The 19264-nt window shown below is 39.8% G+C and carries 23 protein-coding genes; 6 read left to right on the plus strand and 17 right to left on the minus strand.

From position 1 onward, the window contains the following. Positions 1 to 106: 106 nt before the first annotated feature. From G6Q00_RS02410 to G6Q00_RS02435, 6 genes are read right to left on the minus strand one after another with little or no spacing between them, the layout of a single operon-like run. Positions 107 to 394 carry a hypothetical protein gene (locus G6Q00_RS02410; RefSeq protein ID WP_163531861.1) on the minus strand — a complete coding sequence of 96 codons (288 nt, stop codon included), beginning with the start codon at positions 392 to 394 and terminating at the stop codon, positions 107 to 109. Beyond that, positions 387 to 494, minus strand: a complete 108-nt coding sequence (locus tag G6Q00_RS02415; protein ID WP_163531862.1) for a polymorphic toxin type 50 domain-containing protein — start codon at positions 492 to 494, stop codon at positions 387 to 389. The genes G6Q00_RS02410 and G6Q00_RS02415 overlap by 8 nt, the downstream gene beginning before the upstream one ends. Positions 495 to 552: 58 nt before the next feature. Next, positions 553 to 828, minus strand: a complete 276-nt coding sequence (locus G6Q00_RS02420) for a hypothetical protein (protein WP_163531863.1) — start codon at positions 826 to 828, stop codon at positions 553 to 555. After that, positions 821 to 970, minus strand: coding sequence for a polymorphic toxin type 50 domain-containing protein (locus G6Q00_RS08805; protein WP_430750784.1), 150 nt, complete (start codon positions 968 to 970; stop codon positions 821 to 823). Before G6Q00_RS08805 ends, G6Q00_RS02420 begins: the two co-directional genes overlap by 8 nt. Positions 971 to 1000: 30 nt before the next feature. Further along, the gene (locus G6Q00_RS02430; RefSeq protein ID WP_163531865.1) at positions 1001 to 1249 is read right to left on the minus strand and encodes a hypothetical protein; all 249 of its coding nucleotides are present in this window, start codon (positions 1247 to 1249) and stop codon (positions 1001 to 1003) included. Beyond that, the gene (locus G6Q00_RS02435; RefSeq protein WP_163531866.1) at positions 1230 to 2333 is read right to left on the minus strand and encodes a polymorphic toxin type 50 domain-containing protein; all 1104 of its coding nucleotides are present in this window, start codon (positions 2331 to 2333) and stop codon (positions 1230 to 1232) included. Before G6Q00_RS02435 ends, G6Q00_RS02430 begins: the two co-directional genes overlap by 20 nt. A 313-nt stretch (positions 2334 to 2646) precedes the next feature. Here G6Q00_RS02435 and G6Q00_RS08715 point away from each other — a divergent pair, with 313 nt between their 5' ends. Continuing rightward, a complete protein-coding gene (locus G6Q00_RS08715) occupies positions 2647 to 2775 on the plus strand; it encodes a hypothetical protein (protein ID WP_275896760.1) in 129 nt (42 codons plus the stop codon). A 98-nt stretch (positions 2776 to 2873) separates the two neighbouring features. Here the strand turns inward: G6Q00_RS08715 and G6Q00_RS08430 are convergent, their stop codons facing one another. The 3 genes from G6Q00_RS08430 to G6Q00_RS02450 form a co-directional block, all read right to left on the minus strand. Continuing rightward, entirely contained in the window at positions 2874 to 3548 is a 675-nt protein-coding gene (locus G6Q00_RS08430; protein WP_205426463.1) for a hypothetical protein, read from the minus strand. A gap of 327 nt (positions 3549 to 3875) precedes the next feature. Beyond that, positions 3876 to 5225 carry an MFS transporter gene (locus tag G6Q00_RS02445; RefSeq protein WP_163531867.1) on the minus strand — a complete coding sequence of 450 codons (1350 nt, stop codon included), beginning with the start codon at positions 5223 to 5225 and terminating at the stop codon, positions 3876 to 3878. A gap of 13 nt (positions 5226 to 5238) precedes the next feature. Beyond that, positions 5239 to 5439 (minus strand): hypothetical protein, encoded by a 201-nt coding sequence (locus tag G6Q00_RS02450; RefSeq protein WP_163531860.1) that lies wholly within the window; start codon positions 5437 to 5439, stop codon positions 5239 to 5241. A 78-nt stretch (positions 5440 to 5517) separates the two neighbouring features. Between G6Q00_RS02450 and sppA the strand changes: the two genes are divergently transcribed. Continuing rightward, complete coding sequence (sppA, locus tag G6Q00_RS02455; RefSeq protein WP_205426464.1) at positions 5518 to 6378, plus strand: signal peptide peptidase SppA; 861 nt, start codon at positions 5518 to 5520, stop codon at positions 6376 to 6378. Positions 6379 to 6402: 24 nt separating this feature from the next. On the opposite strand, the gene G6Q00_RS02460 is transcribed toward sppA, so the two are convergent. The 4 genes from G6Q00_RS02460 to G6Q00_RS02475 form a co-directional block, all read right to left on the minus strand. Next, positions 6403 to 6789: a hypothetical protein gene (locus tag G6Q00_RS02460; protein WP_240330939.1), complete on the minus strand. Its 387-nt coding sequence runs from the start codon at positions 6787 to 6789 to the stop codon at positions 6403 to 6405. Positions 6790 to 6908: 119 nt separating this feature from the next. Next, entirely contained in the window at positions 6909 to 7274 is a 366-nt protein-coding gene (locus tag G6Q00_RS02465) for a hypothetical protein (RefSeq protein WP_163531868.1), read from the minus strand. A gap of 186 nt (positions 7275 to 7460) precedes the next feature. After that, positions 7461 to 8570, minus strand: a complete 1110-nt coding sequence (yedE, locus tag G6Q00_RS02470; RefSeq protein WP_163531869.1) for a selenium metabolism membrane protein YedE/FdhT — start codon at positions 8568 to 8570, stop codon at positions 7461 to 7463. A gap of 65 nt (positions 8571 to 8635) precedes the next feature. Beyond that, complete coding sequence (locus tag G6Q00_RS02475) at positions 8636 to 9847, minus strand: saccharopine dehydrogenase family protein (protein ID WP_163531870.1); 1212 nt, start codon at positions 9845 to 9847, stop codon at positions 8636 to 8638. Between the two features lie 79 nt (positions 9848 to 9926). Here G6Q00_RS02475 and gltS point away from each other — a divergent pair, with 79 nt between their 5' ends. From gltS to G6Q00_RS02495, 4 genes are read left to right on the plus strand one after another with little or no spacing between them, the layout of a single operon-like run. Continuing rightward, positions 9927 to 11168 carry a sodium/glutamate symporter gene (gene gltS, locus G6Q00_RS02480; protein ID WP_163531871.1) on the plus strand — a complete coding sequence of 414 codons (1242 nt, stop codon included), beginning with the start codon at positions 9927 to 9929 and terminating at the stop codon, positions 11166 to 11168. Between the two features lie 17 nt (positions 11169 to 11185). Beyond that, the gene (gene ribD, locus G6Q00_RS02485) at positions 11186 to 12202 is read left to right on the plus strand and encodes a bifunctional diaminohydroxyphosphoribosylaminopyrimidine deaminase/5-amino-6-(5-phosphoribosylamino)uracil reductase RibD (protein ID WP_240330940.1); all 1017 of its coding nucleotides are present in this window, start codon (positions 11186 to 11188) and stop codon (positions 12200 to 12202) included. After that, complete coding sequence (locus G6Q00_RS02490) at positions 12172 to 12897, plus strand: tRNA1(Val) (adenine(37)-N6)-methyltransferase (RefSeq protein WP_240330941.1); 726 nt, start codon at positions 12172 to 12174, stop codon at positions 12895 to 12897. The genes ribD and G6Q00_RS02490 overlap by 31 nt, the downstream gene beginning before the upstream one ends. Beyond that, a complete protein-coding gene (locus tag G6Q00_RS02495) occupies positions 12878 to 15274 on the plus strand; it encodes a heavy metal translocating P-type ATPase (RefSeq protein WP_240330942.1) in 2397 nt (798 codons plus the stop codon). The genes G6Q00_RS02490 and G6Q00_RS02495 overlap by 20 nt, the downstream gene beginning before the upstream one ends. Here G6Q00_RS02495 and pseC read toward each other — a convergent pair. The 4 genes from pseC to G6Q00_RS02515 all read right to left on the minus strand — a co-directional run bounded on the left by pseC (position 15248) and on the right by G6Q00_RS02515 (position 19264). Beyond that, on the minus strand, positions 15248 to 16363 hold the full coding sequence (gene pseC / locus G6Q00_RS02500) for a UDP-4-amino-4,6-dideoxy-N-acetyl-beta-L-altrosamine transaminase (protein WP_163531872.1): 1116 nt from the start codon (positions 16361 to 16363) through the stop codon (positions 15248 to 15250). The two genes, G6Q00_RS02495 and pseC, sit on opposite strands and share 27 nt — an antisense overlap. A gap of 339 nt (positions 16364 to 16702) precedes the next feature. Further along, positions 16703 to 17974, minus strand: coding sequence for an RNA-guided endonuclease InsQ/TnpB family protein (locus G6Q00_RS02505; protein WP_163531873.1), 1272 nt, complete (start codon positions 17972 to 17974; stop codon positions 16703 to 16705). After that, positions 17934 to 18560 (minus strand): IS607 family transposase, encoded by a 627-nt coding sequence (locus G6Q00_RS02510; RefSeq protein WP_163531941.1) that lies wholly within the window; start codon positions 18558 to 18560, stop codon positions 17934 to 17936. Before G6Q00_RS02510 ends, G6Q00_RS02505 begins: the two co-directional genes overlap by 41 nt. Further along, a complete protein-coding gene (locus tag G6Q00_RS02515; protein WP_240330943.1) occupies positions 18554 to 19264 on the minus strand; it encodes a type I restriction-modification system subunit M in 711 nt (236 codons plus the stop codon). Before G6Q00_RS02515 ends, G6Q00_RS02510 begins: the two co-directional genes overlap by 7 nt.

Consider the following 19264-nt stretch of genomic DNA (forward strand, 5'->3'; position numbering starts at 1 on the left):
TTGAGTGTTTAACCTTTTTTGGATTGATCAGAAATGTAGATATTAACTTTTTGAATCGTGATTATGTTAGCCTAGATTTGGAGTGTGAGGAGTTGACTTAATTTAATCAAGTGGCATGGGTAGGGTAGTTAAGTTTAAAATAGGCTTTAAGGGTTTCATTACTAGCCTTATAAAGTGGCTCTATTTTTTCAATATCAGAAACATAGAGATCATACCCCCAGCCGTACATGTCAATTGTTAAACTATCCCCACCTTCATCACCACTACACGCCGCAAAATCATAGCCATCAAAAAGACCTTCAATTACAGGGCCTTCGGGTATTGCTTGATCATCTATTAGGGTAACTCTAACAAACCAATTTAGGTATTTTGTATAATCCTCAAGTTTAATCATGTTCGCCCTTGACAAATGGCACAATATGCATGCCCTTTTTATTGAAGTGTACCTTACTATAATTTGTTTTTGTTTTTTCTTTGATCCCGCCAAAGGGCATAACTATGCCTTCAAAATCTGGGTGATAGATAATTAGTTTTTTAATCCCATGTGTGTTTTTATCCTATATAGCGAGTCAAAAGGTCTTGATATGCCTTATCATCAAGCTTGTACAGCGGTTCTATTTTTTGAATATAAGAAACATACATATCATACCCCCAGCCGCCCATGTTAATTGTTAAGCTATCGCCCCCCTCATCACCGCTACACACTGCATAATCATAACCATCAAAAACGCCTTCAATTACAGGACCTTCGGGTATTGCTTGATCATCTATTAGAGTAACCCTAACAAACCAGCCACAATATTTGGCGTAGTCTTTTAATTCAATCATGCTTACTCCTTAAAAAAGGCACAATATGCAAACCCTTTTTATTGAAGTGCACCTTACTATAATTTGTCTTAACCGCTTCTTGAATGTCTGTTTTTTCATGTGGTACAACCACGCCTTCAAAATCCGGGTGATGAATAATTATTTTTTTCTCGCCTTTGCTTAGCGCATGTAGTTATTCTGACTGGTTTTGTATTTTCTGAATTCTTGAGGCGCGTATTGAGTAGCCTATCCCTTGATAAGTTACTGTTAACTCATCTTCTAAATCTGCCTCGTCCTCTTGGAGGTCAACCGGGGCATAATCATAGCCATCTAGCTTAACATTTTCCCAAACGCGCCCGTCAACAAAGGTAATTTTTAATAATCGGGAGTAATTGTCCATATCGGGTAAGTTTTTCATGTTGTTATCCATTAAAGGGCACAATGTGAAAACCCTTTTTATTGAAGTGTAGTTTACTTTTGTATACCTTAACCGGAGCTTTTGACTTATCAAAGAACGGTACAACTACACCTTCAAAATCAGGGTGGCTAATAATGCCGCGCTTATCCCACTTATCTTGGCTATCTGTTAACTTAACTTCTAAGCTTTCTTTTATCCACCCCCTAACCTGCTCAATTGTGGGGGCTTTTGTGTAATAGCTACGCCCCTTAATATAGTTTGGGCTACCCAAAACATGGCGCTCTTGTTTCTCATCTAAGCTTAATAAAGATAGCGCGCTTTTAATTGTAGCTAGTACTCTTTGGGTAAAAGGGTAGGGCTTTTCAGCTGGGGCGCGTTTGGCTAGCTCATCAAAATCTAATTTCTTAATCTCAAACCCCTCTTTTAACGGAGGCGCCTCCGTGAAGTGCTCTAAACTGACTAACTCTGTGCCTTGAATTTCAAGTTCATAGAAACGCCCTAACTTTTGGCCTACTAGCTTTCTACTATCTTTATGAGTGGCTAGCAAGAGCGGAGAGTCTAAGACCTCCCTAGCTAAATAAAAATCAAAGAGATCATTAGCTGGGTTAGCTTTAAGGGTTTTAGCTTTTAGCTTAATTGGCATTGTTTCTAACACCCCAAAACGCAAACTACCCCCATTTTTAGAAAGCCTAATTAACTCTTTAAATCTTGCTTTTTTAGTGGCGATATTTTGTAACACCCCTTTAAGTAAGCTTGTAGCTTTAGGGTTGTTTGCATAAGTAGCTAGCTTGTTTTTAAAGAAGTTAGCTAAGAATTTATAATTATCCCTTTCAAATCCTCCCGCTTGAGTTCCCCCCTCTTGTGGGATATTTTTAGTAAGGCTTATGCCTTTGGCTTTGATCTGTCTTTCGCTCCACATTTGCAACTCACACCGACAACCCCAATCAAGCGGCGGGGTGTGGGTTTGCCAAAAGGGGTGTTTTCTTGGTAAACACACATTATCAAAGGCTAAATGACGGGCGGCGCTATCATGGCGACTATGGAATACATAGTACCACCCATCGCCATTACTACTATCAACAATTGGCGGGGCACTTTCATAACGCATTAACTTACCCCTAGCATTGGCATAAATTAAATTATATTTAAAGATTCGTTCAAGGCGCTTTTTATTGTACCAAGCACTGCAACCAGCCCCACACCAAACCAAATTAAGCGGGTTCACTGGTATTGTCAAGAGCTAGATTGGAACTTAAAGCAGTTAGAGGCCCTTTTCTGCATGTTTGCAAAAAGTCTACAAGCGCTATAAGTAAAGAAGATACAACTAAGTTAATTATTGGTTTGGGTAAGGCGTATAAGGCCGTAATTGGCAAAGATGACGCGATTAATAATCCAAACTATATCCCCAGCAGGCTACAATGATGCCCGCGCTAGACTTTGAGATTTTTAAGACTTTAAGCCTTGAGGAATTGCGCGCGCTCTATGGCGGGCAAAGGTTGCGTTTGATCTATAGCGCGAGAAAACGCACAAAACCCCGTACACGCCCATAACCTCAGCGTTAAAACCAATTAGCCACTAAGGTGGGTAAGCTGATGTTAGAGTAAATGGCTGTATTTTGCCCCGTTTCTAGCGCAAGAGTGCTAAAAAATTAATTTGGTGTCTTTAGCCACTCCACGCCTTTAGGGGCTAAACTAAAAAAGGGATTATGTTGTGCTTTAGGTGTGTCTAAATTTAGCCCATCATAATAGGCATTTCCTGCCATATGCCTATGGGCGCGGTTATTAATTCTTTCACCTAGCACATTAACAACTTTAGTACCTAGTATGCCCCTCATAGGATTAAAGCTTTCAATGCCCACATAGCTAACACTTCCCGGTGCTCCGTCTTTATAAATGCTGCCTTCTGCTAATACCTCATAAGGGTGATAAATTAGCGCATTGACTCGGGGGTTTGTAGTGTTATTTTGACTCTTAGCTATGTTAGTAGCAATTCCGATATTAGTTGTTGTGCCTTGATAGTATTTAAGCGCATTTTTAGCATTTGCATTTAGCACACCCATAGCAATACTGCCTACAATACCGGTTATTGCACTTGTTACCGCCGCTGTAGTGCTAACTATATGCTGTTGAGCTAGTCCCACTTTGACATGTTCGCGGCGATAGTTAATGAAGCGTTCAAAAGCCTTAAGCTCAACTTGGTTAAGTGCGGAGGTATCAAGGTTAAAGCTACTACTGGCTAAAGTCTGCACATTAGAGAGTTTAGCCACGATATAACTAGACTTGTTGGCTCTAGGGCGTTTAGAAAAAGCTCCTTTAGTGGGCATTGTAGATTTTAATGTTTGTTTAAGTTTAGCGCCGGAGCAAGAGAAGCGATCAGCAGTTGACATAGGATAACCGCTCGAAAATGCCGCGTTTTTAAGAGGGTGAACAAAGGCGACTATTCTTATCTGATTTCATCTAAATTAGATTAATTACACCCCTACAAACATACAAAATCCTATAAAACCCTACAAAATTCTATAAACAAGATGTTAACAGAAATTTTAGGGAATGAGATTTCTTGTCGTGTTTCTGTTTTTACCATACCGACTACTAACTGATAAGTGATAAATTTGCTTTATTTAATCTTAGCTAAATCTTAGATTTTCACCCTACACGGGCGATTTTCTAAAAGCCACTGAAGTTTCTATAATTTGCTCTCTACTAATTTGCAAAGCATCGTATTTGACAATAATGGTATTTTGGGTTTCATTCACATACCACTCTAAAATCCCCGGTGTGTTTTCTAGTGTGCTAAACTTTGCGCGTTCAAAGGCATCTAAGGGGAAATAGACATTTTTTTGTTGGTTGGGGTTACTTAAAAAACAAACCAAGCCAAACCACAACGCACACACACCCACCACAATGAGCGCTAGTTTTTCTACACCCAAGTAGTGATAGCCTATCCCTCCAAGCATGCCGCCTATAAACGATCCTACATAGCCATAGGTTACAAACATGCCAAGCACTAGCCCGCGCTGGTGTGCTTTACAAAACTTACTAGCTAAAGATTGCATAATAGGCTCAAGCGTACCAAATCCAGTAAAAAAGCACATAATCCCAGTGATAAAAAGCCAAGCAACTGGAGAATTAACATGGTAATCAGCAAAGGCTAGGCATAAATAGGCGATTAAAAATAATGTAATGCCCCCTAAAAGTACACCCTTAGCCTTATGGAATTTTTCAGCAATAATGGCTGCTGGTCCCATGCTTATCATTCCAAGCACCGCCCCAGAGGTATAAATTTTCCATAAAACACTTTTATCCATCTTAAATTCATGCACGATAGCCAAAGGTACAACCACAAAAATCAAAGTCATCAAACACTTTTCAAAAAAAGAGCAACTACTGATGATAAAAATATCCTTGTTTTTGAATACATCTTTAAGTTGGGGCTTTTCTTTGAGGCTGTAAAAAATCTTGGGGGGTTCTTGGACTTTAAAAGCCATTAAAAACATGGAAAAAAGGGTTAAAAGTGCGGTGAGAAAAAAAAGCCACTGCACCCCAAAGGCCATGCCAATACTAGGGCCTATTACCATAGCCGCCGTAAAACTCATAAAAATCCCTGCGCCCATAAAGGCCATAGCATGGGTGCGTTTTTCCTCTTCAACCACATCAGCCACCATAGCGCTAAGCACCCCCCCCACAGCTCCCATGCCTTGTACTAATCTACCTGCTACTAGACATGTAATATCATGGGCAAAAAAACAGAGTAAAGACCCTACAGTAAAAACCCCCAAGCACCCAATCACCACCTTTTTACGGCTATAACGATCGCTAAGCGCCCCTATGGGGGTTTGGAAAAGAATTTGGGTAAAATACGCACCCCCTACGGCTAAACCCACCATAGAAGCGCTTGCATGGAAACTAACCGCATAAAGAGAAATCACGGGTAGAACAATAAATAAACCCAAAAAACGCAAAGAAGACACAAATACTAAAGGTAAAATTTTTGCCACCATGTTAACCCCCTATTTAAGGCTCATTTAGATTTAAGGATTCTGGCATGTTTTGGTGTGAATCAGTCTTTTGGATTTTGTGTGGATTTTCTGTGTGTTTCTTTGTAGCTTCTAAGGCTGCTATTTGGTGCGTATAAACCCCATAAAAGGCCCCACCTGCGATCAATATAAACAACAAATCCGTAGATCTGATTTTAGGACAAAACTTACATGCCATGTCTATTTCTTTTTGTCGGTTATAACACACTTTCATTAAAGGTAGTATAATGCAGGCTTTATCATTCTAGGAGTTTTTATGCTTGATAAGTTAGCTAAAGTCATCACCCTTCCTTTAGAATTCATCACCCGTTATTTTAAAGCCCTTGTATTTTTATTAATTGTGGCTGTATTGCTCATTAGCACTAAAAGTACAGCAACACAAAAACCTAATTTAGCAAAACTCTATCTATATGGCCCTATTTTTGAAAGTGAGAGTTTTCAAGATCAAATCAATAAAATATTACAAAAACCCAGTATTAAAGGCGCTCTTTTAATGATTGATTCTCCGGGCGGGACGATTAGTGCGAGTGTAGAATTAGCTGACATGGTGGCTAGTTTGGCTAAAAAAATGCCTGTAGTGGCATATGTGCGCGGTGTAATGGCTAGTGGGAGCTATTATGCGGGCATGATGGCTAGTAAGGTTTATGCCAATAGGGGCGCACTCATTGGCTCTATTGGTGTGATTTTTAGTGGTGTGGATATTGCGCCTTTAATGGATAAATTAGGCATTAAGACACAAGGTATTGCTAAGGGTGCGTATAAAGAAGTGGGCACATTTATGCGGGAGTGGACACCGCAGGAAAAACAATATCTTAATGGCTTACTCAATGAGCAATATGGCATGTTTGTAAGCGATGTGGCTAAGGCTAGACATTTAGACCCCAAAGACGCTCCTGTATTTGCTGAGGGTAAAATTTTTAGCGCTAAGCAAGCCTTGTCTTTAAAGCTCATTGATCAGGTTGGTACTTATGATGAGGCGATTAAAGCGTTACAGCATTTGAGTGCGGTTAAAAATCCAATCTGGCTTCAAAAGGATAAATTAGAAATTTTCATGGATAAGTTTTTTAAATCCAGTAGCCAAGCACTCGCCCAAATCTTGAGTTATCAGATGCGCTAGCTTGTTTAAAGTCTTAAGCTTATTTTACCTCGCCCTAAAAGTAGCTGCTCTCCCTGTAACTTTGATCAAGGTTACACCATAACCACCGGGATGGATAATCTCATAACGGGGTAGAAGAAGGGTGTCGCACTTACATGCAGCAATAGCCTTATCAAGTAATAACTCTGTCATATTAGGATTCTTAGGGTTATAGGGCATTTCTGCACTCACCAAACCACCCACATTAAAATCGCTACTGCTAAATTGCACAAGATACTTTACATTGCGATCAAATTTTGCCGCTATCACCGCAGGATTGGAACAACCACCAAGTAGCAAAGAGAACAATAACCCCCCTAACAAAAACCCACCAATACTTTTACCAAGTAGAGTCATATCTTCCCCCCTTGCAAATCTAAAAAGACTAGACATGAAATGTCCTTATTAAAAAAATAACGGGTATCGTTGTAACATGCGGGTATTGTACCGCAAAAGTGGAAATGGGTAGTACCCATCTCATCAGCTAAAGACGAGTGGGATTTCTGTGATACTTAAATTCCTGTATCTGCAAGATCTAGCAGATCATGAGAAAGAGAAATCAACTCCTCAAATAATGCCCTAAAATCCTCCAGAAGTTCTATGTATATGCCCAATATACCATGGAATAGGGACGGATCTAAGTCTAACTCCAAAGGATACTCTTGTGAATCTGTACTCTCTTTGGTAAGCAGATAAAAATATGCAACGTCGGCTAAAAACTGCCGATGTTTCTCAGACACCCCTGCACCCGGTCGTAAATGCCTACCATCAGCAGGACTCACGCTTTTCAAACACTTTTTTAAGGTCTCTTTTTTAAAAGTTTCTAGTTGGATACGGCTAGAAGTACCCCCCCCCCCCCCCCCGTAGAACAGCGGCAATGGTAGGATTAAACATGAAAAACCTCCAAAAAAAAATTAACAAGAATTTAATAGTAGATTAAGGTAAATGAAAAACCAACAAATTTATCTTTTCCTGATACTCCAAACGGTGTTGTATTTACCTAGATATCCTTAGCTTCACTCCCCACCAGATTTTAGCGCGGGCATTAACTCCTTTAAAACCCTTCAAATACGGCTTCTTACCCTCCTAGCCACTCTTTGGATTATAAAATAGAGCACAAAGAGTAAGATTACCTGTAATACCAACCCCAAATTGCCCATGTCTAATAAGTTAATTTTAGGAAAGCTAGTAAAAAGCGGTGCATAAAAATCCCAGCTTAAGGCCACTAAACTAGCCCCTACAATATTGCCTAGCCCTATAAAAAGCGCGCGCCCCTCCCCTTGCATTGTGCGATACATCCAGCCACACTCACACCCCCCAGCCATGACAATCCCAAATCCAAAGAGTAATCCCCCCACAACAATACCCGGACTAGCCCACATAATCTTAGGCATAACCCCCAATCGGATATAAGTCATCACCCCGATACTCCCCACTAACATAGCCCAAACTAACGCACTAGCCTCTAAACCTTGCCCCCGAGTAAAAAGGCGCGCAAAGGCAGCTGTAAAACAAATCTGTCCTTTAGAGACAATAAAGCCAAAGACATAGCCAAAGAATAGCGCATAGGCTAATTTAGAGGAAAAATACCCACATAGAAGTAACCCCATAAAACCTACCAAAGCAAATAAACCTAAAAATTGGCTTATTTTAAGCGGAATGGATTTTCCTTTAGGCGGGATAAAACAGGTGGTAGGAAAGCATTTAAAGGCAAGATACATACCAAGAAGAGTAGCCAAAGTAAAAAACCACGCATGCAGGCTAAATTGGGGGATACCGGTTAAAAAGCTAGCTAAATTACAACCCAACCCTAAACGCGCCCCTAGTCCGGCTAAAATCCCCCCTAAAAACGCACGCCCTAACTCTTTGATTTTAGGCCAACTCAAACAAATAGAACCGCTTAAACTAGCCGCACAGAACATGCCAATAAACATGCCTAAAATCATCACCCCATCTATGCGCTCTAAGAAATTGCCATGTAGGCCGATGATTTTAAAATACCCTAAGTGATTTGTATTGACATGCAAGGCTTGTAATAAAGCCCCGCCCCAACGGGTAAACTCACCCGTAACCGCCCAATAAGTGCCCAAAAGACCAAAGTAATAAACAGAACCAACGCCTAAAGCTAAACAAGAAGGTACAAAGCCCCATTTGCGTGTTAAAAAGGAGTACATGGAAACTCCAAAGATTAGAGTCCATTCTAAAAAGAGAATGTGTGCCTTAACTAAGGCCTAAAAATCTACCGTTCGATCACTTCGTATTTAAGCCCCTGCTTAACTAGTTCTTCTAAAAAAGGATCGGGATTGAGTTGTTCTAAATTAAACACCCCTTTAGAATTTTCCCCGCCCCAAATGCCTTTACAAATTAAAATCGCCCCTACCACAGCGGGTACACCTGTTGTATAGCTAACAGCTTGGCTACCCACTTCTGCATAACATTTTTGGTGATCGCAGACATTATAGATATAAAGGTATTTTTCTTTCTTATTTTTAGTGCCATGGATATAACAACCAATATTAGTTTTGCCCCTCACTTTGCCGGCTAAACTGGCTGGATCGGGTAAAAGTTGCTTGAGTATTTGGATAGGCACGATTTTACCTATTTGGCCATCAGCTAGGGGTACATCTACAGCCTGAATGCCCAACATCCCCACATTAGCCAAACAGCGCATATGGTTAAGATAATCATCTGAAAAGGTCATGAAAAAGCGAATGCGCTTTAAACCCTGAATATACTTAGCTAGAGATTCTAATTCCTCATGGTAGAGTAAATAAGAAGTGCGCTCGCCAATTTCAGGATAAGCCCAAGTTTGCTTAATTTCTAAAGGTTTTGTTTTAATCCATGCCCCATTTTCATAATAACGCCCCGGGGCACTCACCTCACGCAAATTAATCTCAGGGTTAAAATTAGTCGCAAAAGGATAGGGGTGGGTGCCGGCGTTGCAATCTAAAATATCAATGTTATAGATTTCATCAAAATGGTGTTTTTGGGCATAAGCACAAAAGACATTGGTTACACCCGGATCAAACCCGCTACCTAGCAAAGCAAAAATCTGCGCATCTTTATAGGCTTTATCAAAAGCCCATTGCTCTTTATATTCAAACTTAGCTAAATCGGGGTGTTCATAATTAGCTGTGTCTAAATAATTGGTCTTGGTGAGTAAACATGCCTGCATGATTGCTAAATCTTGATAGGGCAGGGCGATATTAAGCACCACTTTAGGTTTGTATTTTTCAATTAAACTCACCACAGCCTCTATACAATCTGCATCCACTTGCTCACAAATTATCTCCCCTAACCCCTTAGCCTTAATGCTATTAGCAATACTTTGGCATTTACTTAAAGTGCGGCTAGCCAGTACCACCCTTTCAAACAAGTCGCGGTTTTGGCACAATTTGTGCGCCACCACGCTCCCCACGCCCCCGGCTCCAATTTGTAAAACTGTGAGCATTTATTCCCTTCTGTCAATCTTCACAACTATGCTATTATACAAGAGGTATATTACCTTTTGATTAAATGAAAGAGTCTTTATGATGATGATTAGCCTAGATATTTATGCGACTTTAGTTTGTATGGTAGGCGTGTTATTGCTTGGCCGTTTGATTATCCGCCATGTCAAATTCTTAAGAGACTATGATATTCCTGAACCGGTGGTAGGCGGGGTACTGGTTGCTTTTGTGATTACGGTGTTACACCATTTCTATGATTTCAAACTCGTTTTAGACTCTAGCCTTAAAGACCCGCTCATGCTCACTTTTTTTATCACTATTGGTTTAAGCGCAGATTTTGCCTCTTTAAAAAAAGGGGGCAAAATGCTAGGGGTGTTTTTAATCGTGGTGGGGGTTTTTGTGGTGATACAAAATTTAGTAGGTATTGGGGTGGCTAGCCTGATTGGGGTTAATCCTCTCATGGGTTTGTTAGGGGGCTCTATTTCTCTAACCGGAGGGCATGGTACGAGCGTGGCATGGTCTTCTACCTTTTCTCAACCCCCCTATAATTTCCCTGAAAGTTTAGAAGTTTCTATTGTATGCGCTACTTTTGGATTAGTCAGTGGAGGGGTTATTGGTGGGCCTGTAGCTCATTATCTGATTAAAAAATACCACTTAGAACCCACCAGCCAAGAGAAACAACAACGCGAATTAGCCCCTAAACTTGCCTTTGAAACCCCCAAACAAGAAAGACTCATCACCGCTAATAGTTTTATTAATAGTTTGGCTTTAGTCAGTCTTTCTTTATTACTAGGTACATTTATTGCTAAATACGCTAAATTTGCCCATATCGGGAGTTTTACCCTACCCACTTTGCCTACTTTTGTTTGGTGTTTATTTGTAGGCGTGCTTTTAAGAAATTTTCTTTTTTATAGCAAAATCCACCAAGTTTTTGATCGCGAAGTAAGCGTAATTGGCAATGTCAGTTTGAGTTTATTTTTAGCCTTTGCCCTTATGAGCATTAATTTAATGGAATTGATCAATCTTGCTTTACCCATCGCCATTATTCTAACCGTCCAAGTAGCGGTGATGATACTTTATAGCGTCTTTGTAACTTTCCGTGTGTGTGGTAAAAACTACGATGCAGCCGTGCTAAGTGCCGGACATTGTGGCTTTGGACTAGGCGCTACCCCTACAGCAATGGTCAACATGCAAACTATTACCAACCACTATGGCCCTAGCCATGTTGCCTTTATTGTTGTACCTCTAGTGGGGGCGTTTTTTGTAGATATGATCAACGCTCTAGCGATCAAGGGATTTTTAGCCCTACCCTTCCACTACTAATGCTCACTGAAATTTTAATGCGCGCCTGCTTTGATTGTGCCTATAAAAGCCAAACTTTAGCCTTGCCAAATCCTAGCGTGGCCTGTATGATCTTAGATCAACACCATAACATTTTAGCCTTGCAAGATCACAGCCAAGCTAACACCCCCCATGCTGAGGTGCGTGCCCTTAAAGAAGCCTATAATAAGCTAAGCCCCATACCCTTTCCAAAAGAAATTAATAGCAAAGATAGAGAACAAACCTACCAATTTTTAAGCAAGCATCATAATAACCTATTTAAAGATTGCACTCTTTTGGTTACTTTAGAACCCTGTAATCATTTTGGTAAAACCCCCCCTTGTGCTGCCCTTCTAGCCCAAATCAAACCTAAAAAAGTGATCATTAGCTGTTTAGAAACCCATAAAAAAGCTATGGGCGGTTTGGCTTGTTTAAAAGAGGCCGGTATTGAGGTGATTACTGGTGTATTAGAAAAAGAGGGCAGGGCTTTACTTTATCCTTTTAAGCGTTTAGAACAAAAGGGGGTGTTTAATCTCTTTAAAATTGCGCTAAGGCTAAATGGCTCTTTTGAGGGCAGAATTTCAGGAGAATTAAGCCAAATTTTTACCCATACTCAGCGATCTATTGCTAACTACCTCATCATCTCAGGCCAAAGTGTGCGTAGCGATCGCCCCATTTTAGATAGCCGTTTGAGTGCTTATACAAAGCGCCCCCCTAATATAGCCATTCTTACAAGAGACACAACGCCCTTTGATCTTACTATTCCTCTTTTTCAGGTAGAAAAACGCCAAGTACAGATATGCCACCAAGTAGAGGAGTTGCCATTACAACAGGGTTTTAACATCATTGAGGGAGGTTGGGACTTATTTGTCAGTTTGCAAAAACACATAGACATGCTTTTAATACACCAAAATAGCACCCTAGCAGGATCATTACGATCTACTCAAATTCCTTTAACATCTTTGACTTTTTGTGATAGCCAGCTTTTAGGGCATGATTTATTGGAGTGGTTTATTTGCGATTCTACCAACCTCTAAAGGGCTATGCCTACAACAGCACCAGTTTATTTTTAGCAAACTTTGCACTGCCCTTTATTAAAAAAGGTGATTTGCTTTTAGATGTGGGGGCGGGCTGTGGGATTGTGGGGATTTTATGCGCTAAAAAATATTCTAATCCTTTAGATTTAATAGAAATAGATAGCAATCTTGCCTTTTTTGCTAGACTTAATAGCCAAAACCTCCCTAAGGTACAAGTCTATCAGGCTAATTTTTTAGATTATCCTTTAACTCCGGGCTATAATGCCATTCTTTCTAATCCTCCCTACTATCCAGCAGAAAGTCTTAAAAGCCCTTATGATCAAAAAGCCCGCGCCACGAATCAAAGCTTTTTACCCCTGCTAGATTTTTGTACTAAAGCCTCCTTTTTACTCAAGCCAAAGGGCTATTTCATTCTTTGTTACCACGCTAGTTTAGTAGATGCTCTTCTTCATGCCTTACAAAGGGCTAGACTGAAAGCTATTTTACTGCGCTTTGTACACCCCTTTAAAGATCAAAAAGCTAGCTTGATTCTTTGCTGTGCGCGCAAAGATTCTAAAAGTTTATTACAAATTAGCCCCCCGCTTATCACGCATAAGAGTAAAGATCAACGCGCCATTACAGAAGAAGTTGCTAGCATTTATGCGCGCTTTAAAACCCATAGTATCAAGGCTTCCCTTGAAATGTGCGCATTGTAAACTCCCTATCTCCTCTAAACCCCTAAGCTTAGACATGCTTAATGAAAAACCCTTGCAAACCCCGCTTTATTTTTGTTGTAGTGGCTGTAAACAGGTTTTTTTACTCCTACACTCCTTAGAATTAGAAAGTTTTTATACAAAGTTAGGGGATCGCACTTTAGAGCCTATCTCCTCTATAAAAGAACATGAGAACAATTACTACAACTCTGCTTACTTTTTAAAAAACTTCACCACCCCTTTAGAAAATGGCTATTTAGAAATATCCCTTTTATTAGAAAATATCCATTGTGCGGCTTGTGTGTGGCTTATTGAGCGGGTACTTTTAAAACAAGAGGGGATTAAAAAAGTACAGATCAACTACACAGCCCAGCGCGCCACTCTAGCCTTTGATCCACAAAAAACCAACATCGCCACTATTTTAAATACCATTGCCTCTATAGGATATAGGGCACAAATTTATAATCCGCATATCCAAGATAGCCATGCTAGAAAAGAGCAGGAAAAAGCCTTTAGAGCACTTGTGGTGGGGATTTTTACTAGCATGAATGTGATGTGGATAGCCATTGCTAATTACGCAGGCTACTTCTCAGGCATGGATACATCAATGGCCTTTAAACTCAATGTGGCTTCATGGGCGCTAGCAAGTTTAACCCTAGCCATTACAGGGTGGCCTTTTTTAAGAGGCGCGTTTTATGGACTCAAATACAAATTTGTGGGCATGGATTTTAGCGTGAGTGTGGGCGCGCTGGGGGTTTATGGCTACTCTATTTATGCCACTTTTAAGGGGTTAGAACCCTATTTTGAATCGGTATGTATGCTGCTTACCTTTATCTCTACCTCTAAATTTTTAGAACTTAAAAGCAGGCACAAGGCTAATGCGATCTTAGATCAATTACAAAATAGTTTACCCTTGCAGGTACTAGTTTTAGAGCTGGAGAACGGTAAAATCAAACGCGTACTCAAAGAACCCCAAGAGGTAGAAATTGGCGCGCGTGTAGAAGTGATGCCCGGGGAGTGTGTAGCATTAGATGGGATTTTAAAAAGCCCTAGTGCTTGTGTGAGTACGCAAGCGCTTAATGGAGAAATGCTACCCACAACTCTTCAAAGCGGGGATAAACTTTTAGCCGGCTATGTCAACCACGCACAAGCCTTTATTTACCAAGTTACAGAGAGTTTTAAACTCTCCTTTTTAAGCCAAATGGTACAACTCATACAAAAAAGCTTTGCACAAAAACCTTTATTACAACAAAAGGGCGACACTTTAGCTAGGTTTTTTAGCCTTGCTATTTTTCTCATCGCTCTTTTAGGGTTTGTAGTTTGGTATTTTTTAGCAGGCTTATACAAAGCTTTTATGGTGGCTATGGCGGTGGTAGTTGTAGCTTGCCCCTGTGCCTTTGCTTTAGCCGCGCCCATTGCCCTAGTGGTGGGGGTGCATTTAGCCTTTAAAAAAGGGGTTTTATTTAAAAAGACAGAGAGTTTAGAGTATCTAGCTAAAGCCAACACGCTTTTTTTAGATAAAACCGGGACTTTAAGCGCGGGTTTAAGCGTGACAGATTATAAAATCCATGCCCCCTATAATCCTAACTTGCTTTTATCCTTAATTTGGCATAACTCCCACCCCATTTCACAAGCCATTAGTACCTTTTTAAAAAAAGACGCCCGCCCGGATATACCATTAAAATTTATCAAACAAGAGGAAGGCGGTTTAGAAGGGCGTTATCAAAATCAACTTTTACACGCAGGCAGTGTGGCTTATTTAAAAAGCAAGGGTGTAGAGGTGGGCAATTTGTGTGCAGATTTTGCATGCAGCATTAATTTAACATTGGTCTCTAGCTTTGATCTAGATTCTGCGCTTAAACCTAAAGCCATGCAACTTGTACAAACTCTAAAGAAAAAAGGGCTCAATCTAGCCATTTTAAGCGGCGATGCTTCATCTCAGGTGTTTGAGATCGCTAAAAGTTTAGATATTGCTTGTTTTGCGCCCCTCACCCCCCAGCAAAAATTACAACACATAGAAAAAGCCTTAGCCAAAAACCAAATTGTAGTGATGGTAGGCGATGGAATGAATGATACACCAAGCCTAGCTAGAGCACATGTTTCAATTTGCATGCATGAAGGGCATGATTTAAGTTTACTGTATAGCGATGTAATCGTGTTAAACAATAGTTTAGAGGGTGTTTTAGAGGCCTTTAGGATTTCTACTAGGATACAGCGCCTCATCAAGCAAAATCTAGCGCTAAGCTTTTTATATAACGCCCTTTTTATCCCCCTAGCTCTCTGTGGACTCATCACGCCATTAATTGCCGCACTTGGCATGGGTTTAAGCTCTTTATTTGTGGTGGGCAATAGTTTAAGACTTTTGTCTAAGGATTTTTAAAACTTTATAGGCTGTGTCTTTAGCCTCTTTTAAGCTCATTTTTTGATGACAGGGCAAAGAAATTTCGCCTGCGTAAAAATCTTGCGCTCTAGGAAAATGCAAAGACCCTAAGAGATTTTGATACAGTTTAAAAGTATGGATAGGTTTATAGTGTACCTGCACTCCAATTTGTGCTTTTAAAAGTTGCTCTAAAATTTGGGGTTTATGCGCCCATAAAAAGGGTTTGAGCAAAATAGGGTAGAGATGATTAGAGCTTTTAATATCGCTAGGAATTTGTGCATGCAAACAGGTAAAATAGGGATTATCTTTAAAAATTGCATCGTAGAGCTTTGCGATTTTCTCACGCGTGGCAATAAAGCTATCTAATTTTTTAAGCTGGCTTAAACCCAAAGCCGCTTGTAACTCTGTCATTCTAAAATTAAAGCCTAAACTCTCTACTTCTACCTCAAAGCCCTTTTTAACCACCCCGTGAGAAACTAAAAGTTTGAGTTTTTGATACAAATTACTATCATTGGTTGCAACCGCCCCGCCCTCGCCGGTGGTAATAGGTTTAATAGCATGGAAACTAAAAATGCTAGCATCAGCTAAAGTCCCAATTTTAGATCCCCTATAACTACCCCCTAAGCTGTGCGAACTATCTGAAATAAAATAGAGATTGTATTTTTTACAAAATTCTTGAATAGCACTGGCCTCTACACTTTTGCCCCCATAATCCACACTCACCACCGCCTTAATTGATTTATTTTGCGCGTAAGTGCGCTCTAAAAGTTTCTCATCTATGTTTCCATCTTCTTTAATGTCGCAAAAAAGAGGTAGGGCGTGATTGGCTAAAAGCATGCTTGAGGTGGCCACAAAACTTAGCGGGGTGGTAAGGACAATCTGATCTTTTAAGTTTAAAGCCTGATAGGTCATGAAAAGCGCGCTTGTTGCTGAGGTGCACACCACAACATGTTTAACCCCTAAATAGTGCGCTAAAGCCTGCTCAAATTGCTCCACTAAGGGGCCTTGTGTGAGGTGTGTGCGTTGCATGGCCTTTTTAACGGCTAAAATATCCTCAGCGCTAATGCTTTGGGTACTATAAGGGTTCATCTAAAATCCTTGTGTAAACTGATAAATAAATAAGCACCTAGTATTCCGTTTTTAAAAATTTCTAGCTTGGGTCTAAAGAGGATTACCCGCGTTTAAGGGTATAAAGTTTTGTTAGAGTTAGATTTTAACCATTTTGCCAGAAATCCCAAATAAAAGCGTACAAAAAACGCGAGGCATTTGTTGGCTTGAATATAACTTGTTAAATGCAACTGCATGGTATAAACTCCTTTTTCTCATTAAGCTGTAACATTCCCCCATGCAACAAACAATAAGCGATCTTGAAAACTTCCGCTCCTACAAACCTATAAAATCCCATAAAACCCTATAAATTCTATAAATCTATAGACTAAGAGCATGGGATTTTTGTTGTATTCCTGTTTCTACCATGCTAGTTACTAACTGATTTGTTTTTAAATCAACTAATAGAGCCGTCATGTCCGCAGGCGTGAATTCGGTAAGAGCTTTACCTACTAAATGTTTCACTAGATTTAAACTAGCATTATAATCTCTATCAAGAACTAAGCCACAATGAGAGCAAGAATACACACGATCACTCAAGCTTAGATCTGTTTTTAAATGCCCACAATCAGAACACGCCTTAGAGCTTGGATAGAAAGAATCAGCTCTTTTAATCTCTTTGCCAAGATACCTAGCCTTATACTCCAACAAGGTGTTAAACGCAGAAATACTCACATCTGCTAAAGACTTAGCTAATTTATGGTTTTTAAGCATGTTATCCACTCTTAAGTTCTCAAGACAAAAAAGATCAAAATGAGACACTAAGACACTGGTCAATTTGTGTAGAAAATCTAAACGGATATTAGAGATACGCTGGTGTAGCTTGTTTAGTTTTAAAGAAGCTAATAGATAATTCCTAGATTTTCTAGTCTTATCACCTTTGGCTTTCGGGTGTTGCTTCTTAGAAAGTTGTCTAGAAAGTCTTTTAAGCCTCCTTGTGAGCTTAGTTAAGGGTTTGGGGGCTTTAATCTGCAAACCATTAGATAAACTCACAAAAGATTTAATACCGGTATCTATGCCTATGGTTTTAGAATTTTTTAAAGGCTTATGAGTAGAAATAAATTCTTTTTGAGAGACTTCCATAGCAATAGAAACAAAGAAATCAGAGCCTTTTATTGAAATAGTTGCCCCGCTAATCTTGCCAACAAATCTAAGCTTTTCTGTCATTTTGATCTTAGATAAGTTAGGGATTTTTAGATAATCGCGCTTACAGCCCTGAATGATTTTAATCTGATCACCTCCAATATAAAGCTTGCCCTGAAACTCTCTTTTCTTTTTGAAACGCGGATAACTTAGTTTCCCTTGTTTTAAGTCTCTAAAGAATTTAGTAAAAGCTAGACCAAGATGGATAAAGGGCTGTTGTGTGGCATATTTGCTAACTTCATAGACAAAGGGGAATTGTTCCTTTTTGATAGCATTAAACTCTTTTTTAAGGGCGAGGTGATTGGTTTTAATGCCCAAGTTATAATTCTCTTTCCACCTAGCTAGCCCCCAATTATAGGCAAGTCTAGCACACCCGCAAGCTTTTTTAAAGTAAGTTTTAGCCTTGTTGTTAGGGCTTAGTTGGACTTTGTGGGTTATCTGAAAGCTCATTGTCTACCACTGCTTGCATTTGTTCTAATAGCCTCTTATTTTTCTTTGATCTAGAGCCATATAGACGCGCAGAAAAAACCGTGATAATCTCTAAGACATCTTTAACTAATTCCTCTTCAAAACGCACATTTTCATCGCCTTTATTAATCAGAATAACCTCCACTTCTTTAGCCTCACAAATGCTAAACACCAACTCAGCTCCAAAGCGCAGTAATCTATCCTTATGGGTAAGCACCAAGCGTTTAACTTGACCTTCTAAAATCAGATTTAAAAGTTTAGTTAAACCTTTCTTATAGTAATTCATTCCAGAGCCTAAGTCAGTAATCACCTCGTAGTCAAAGCCTAGCTTAGAACAATAGAGTTCTAAAACTTGCACCTGCCTTATTAAGTCATCTTTCTGATCGGAGCTAGAAACACGGGCATAGGCTATTGTCTTTCTATCATCATTATGGAACACAACATTCTTGTTGATATTTTTCAAGCTCTCTAACTTATACCTGCGCTCCCCTCCCTTAGTGTAACTATCAGGTTTAAACAGCCCTCTCTTTTCCCAATTCCTCAAGGTTTCTCTAGTAACACCTAAGATTTTACCACTTGCGCCGTAAAGCCCCTAGCTTTAGCTATGGGGAGTATGTCAATCACCTCTGGAGGGGTAAAAAACTCACCCCCGCTTTTGCCTGCACTGCTAGCATACATGCCCATTAAAAACTCATAGGCATCCCCAAAGACATCAATACCGTTTTTCTGATAATGGCTAATTTGCATGCTAGCCACTCCCTCTAAGAGCCTAGCAATGTTCTCATTTTTCGATCCAACACCATTGCCTAACTTGTCGCTATTCATGTCTAAATCTGCAAACAACCCTTTAAAATTCTGCTGTGCCTCACCTTGCAAACTAGAGGCTTCAATATTTTTAAAAATATCATTGAGGGTTGTATTGAGTTTTCTAGCCTTTAATAACGAATCAAGATTTTTAATCACATTTTCAAAAAGCCCACTAGGAGGAATGAAAAAGCCCTTTTCCTCTAAAAGAATTTCTTTAGCTAAATTGGCTTTTTCATCGTTTAATTTCGCGTAATTAAAATTTGCATCTCTTTTTTGCTCTATCCCATTGATATAGTTAGCTAAATTTTCAGAGAGATAGCGATAAAGAATCATTCCTAAAACAAATTGCTTAAAATCCCACCCATCTACCGCACCTCTGAGTTTGTCGGCAATGTTCCAAATAGCCTTAAAGAGGTGATCGCGGTGTGTGGAAGCTGATGTTTGTAAGTCAAGAGTCTCTGCCAT

It is taken from the genome of Helicobacter suis, from assembly GCF_902196125.1.
Taxonomy (GTDB): domain Bacteria; phylum Campylobacterota; class Campylobacteria; order Campylobacterales; family Helicobacteraceae; genus Helicobacter; species Helicobacter suis_B.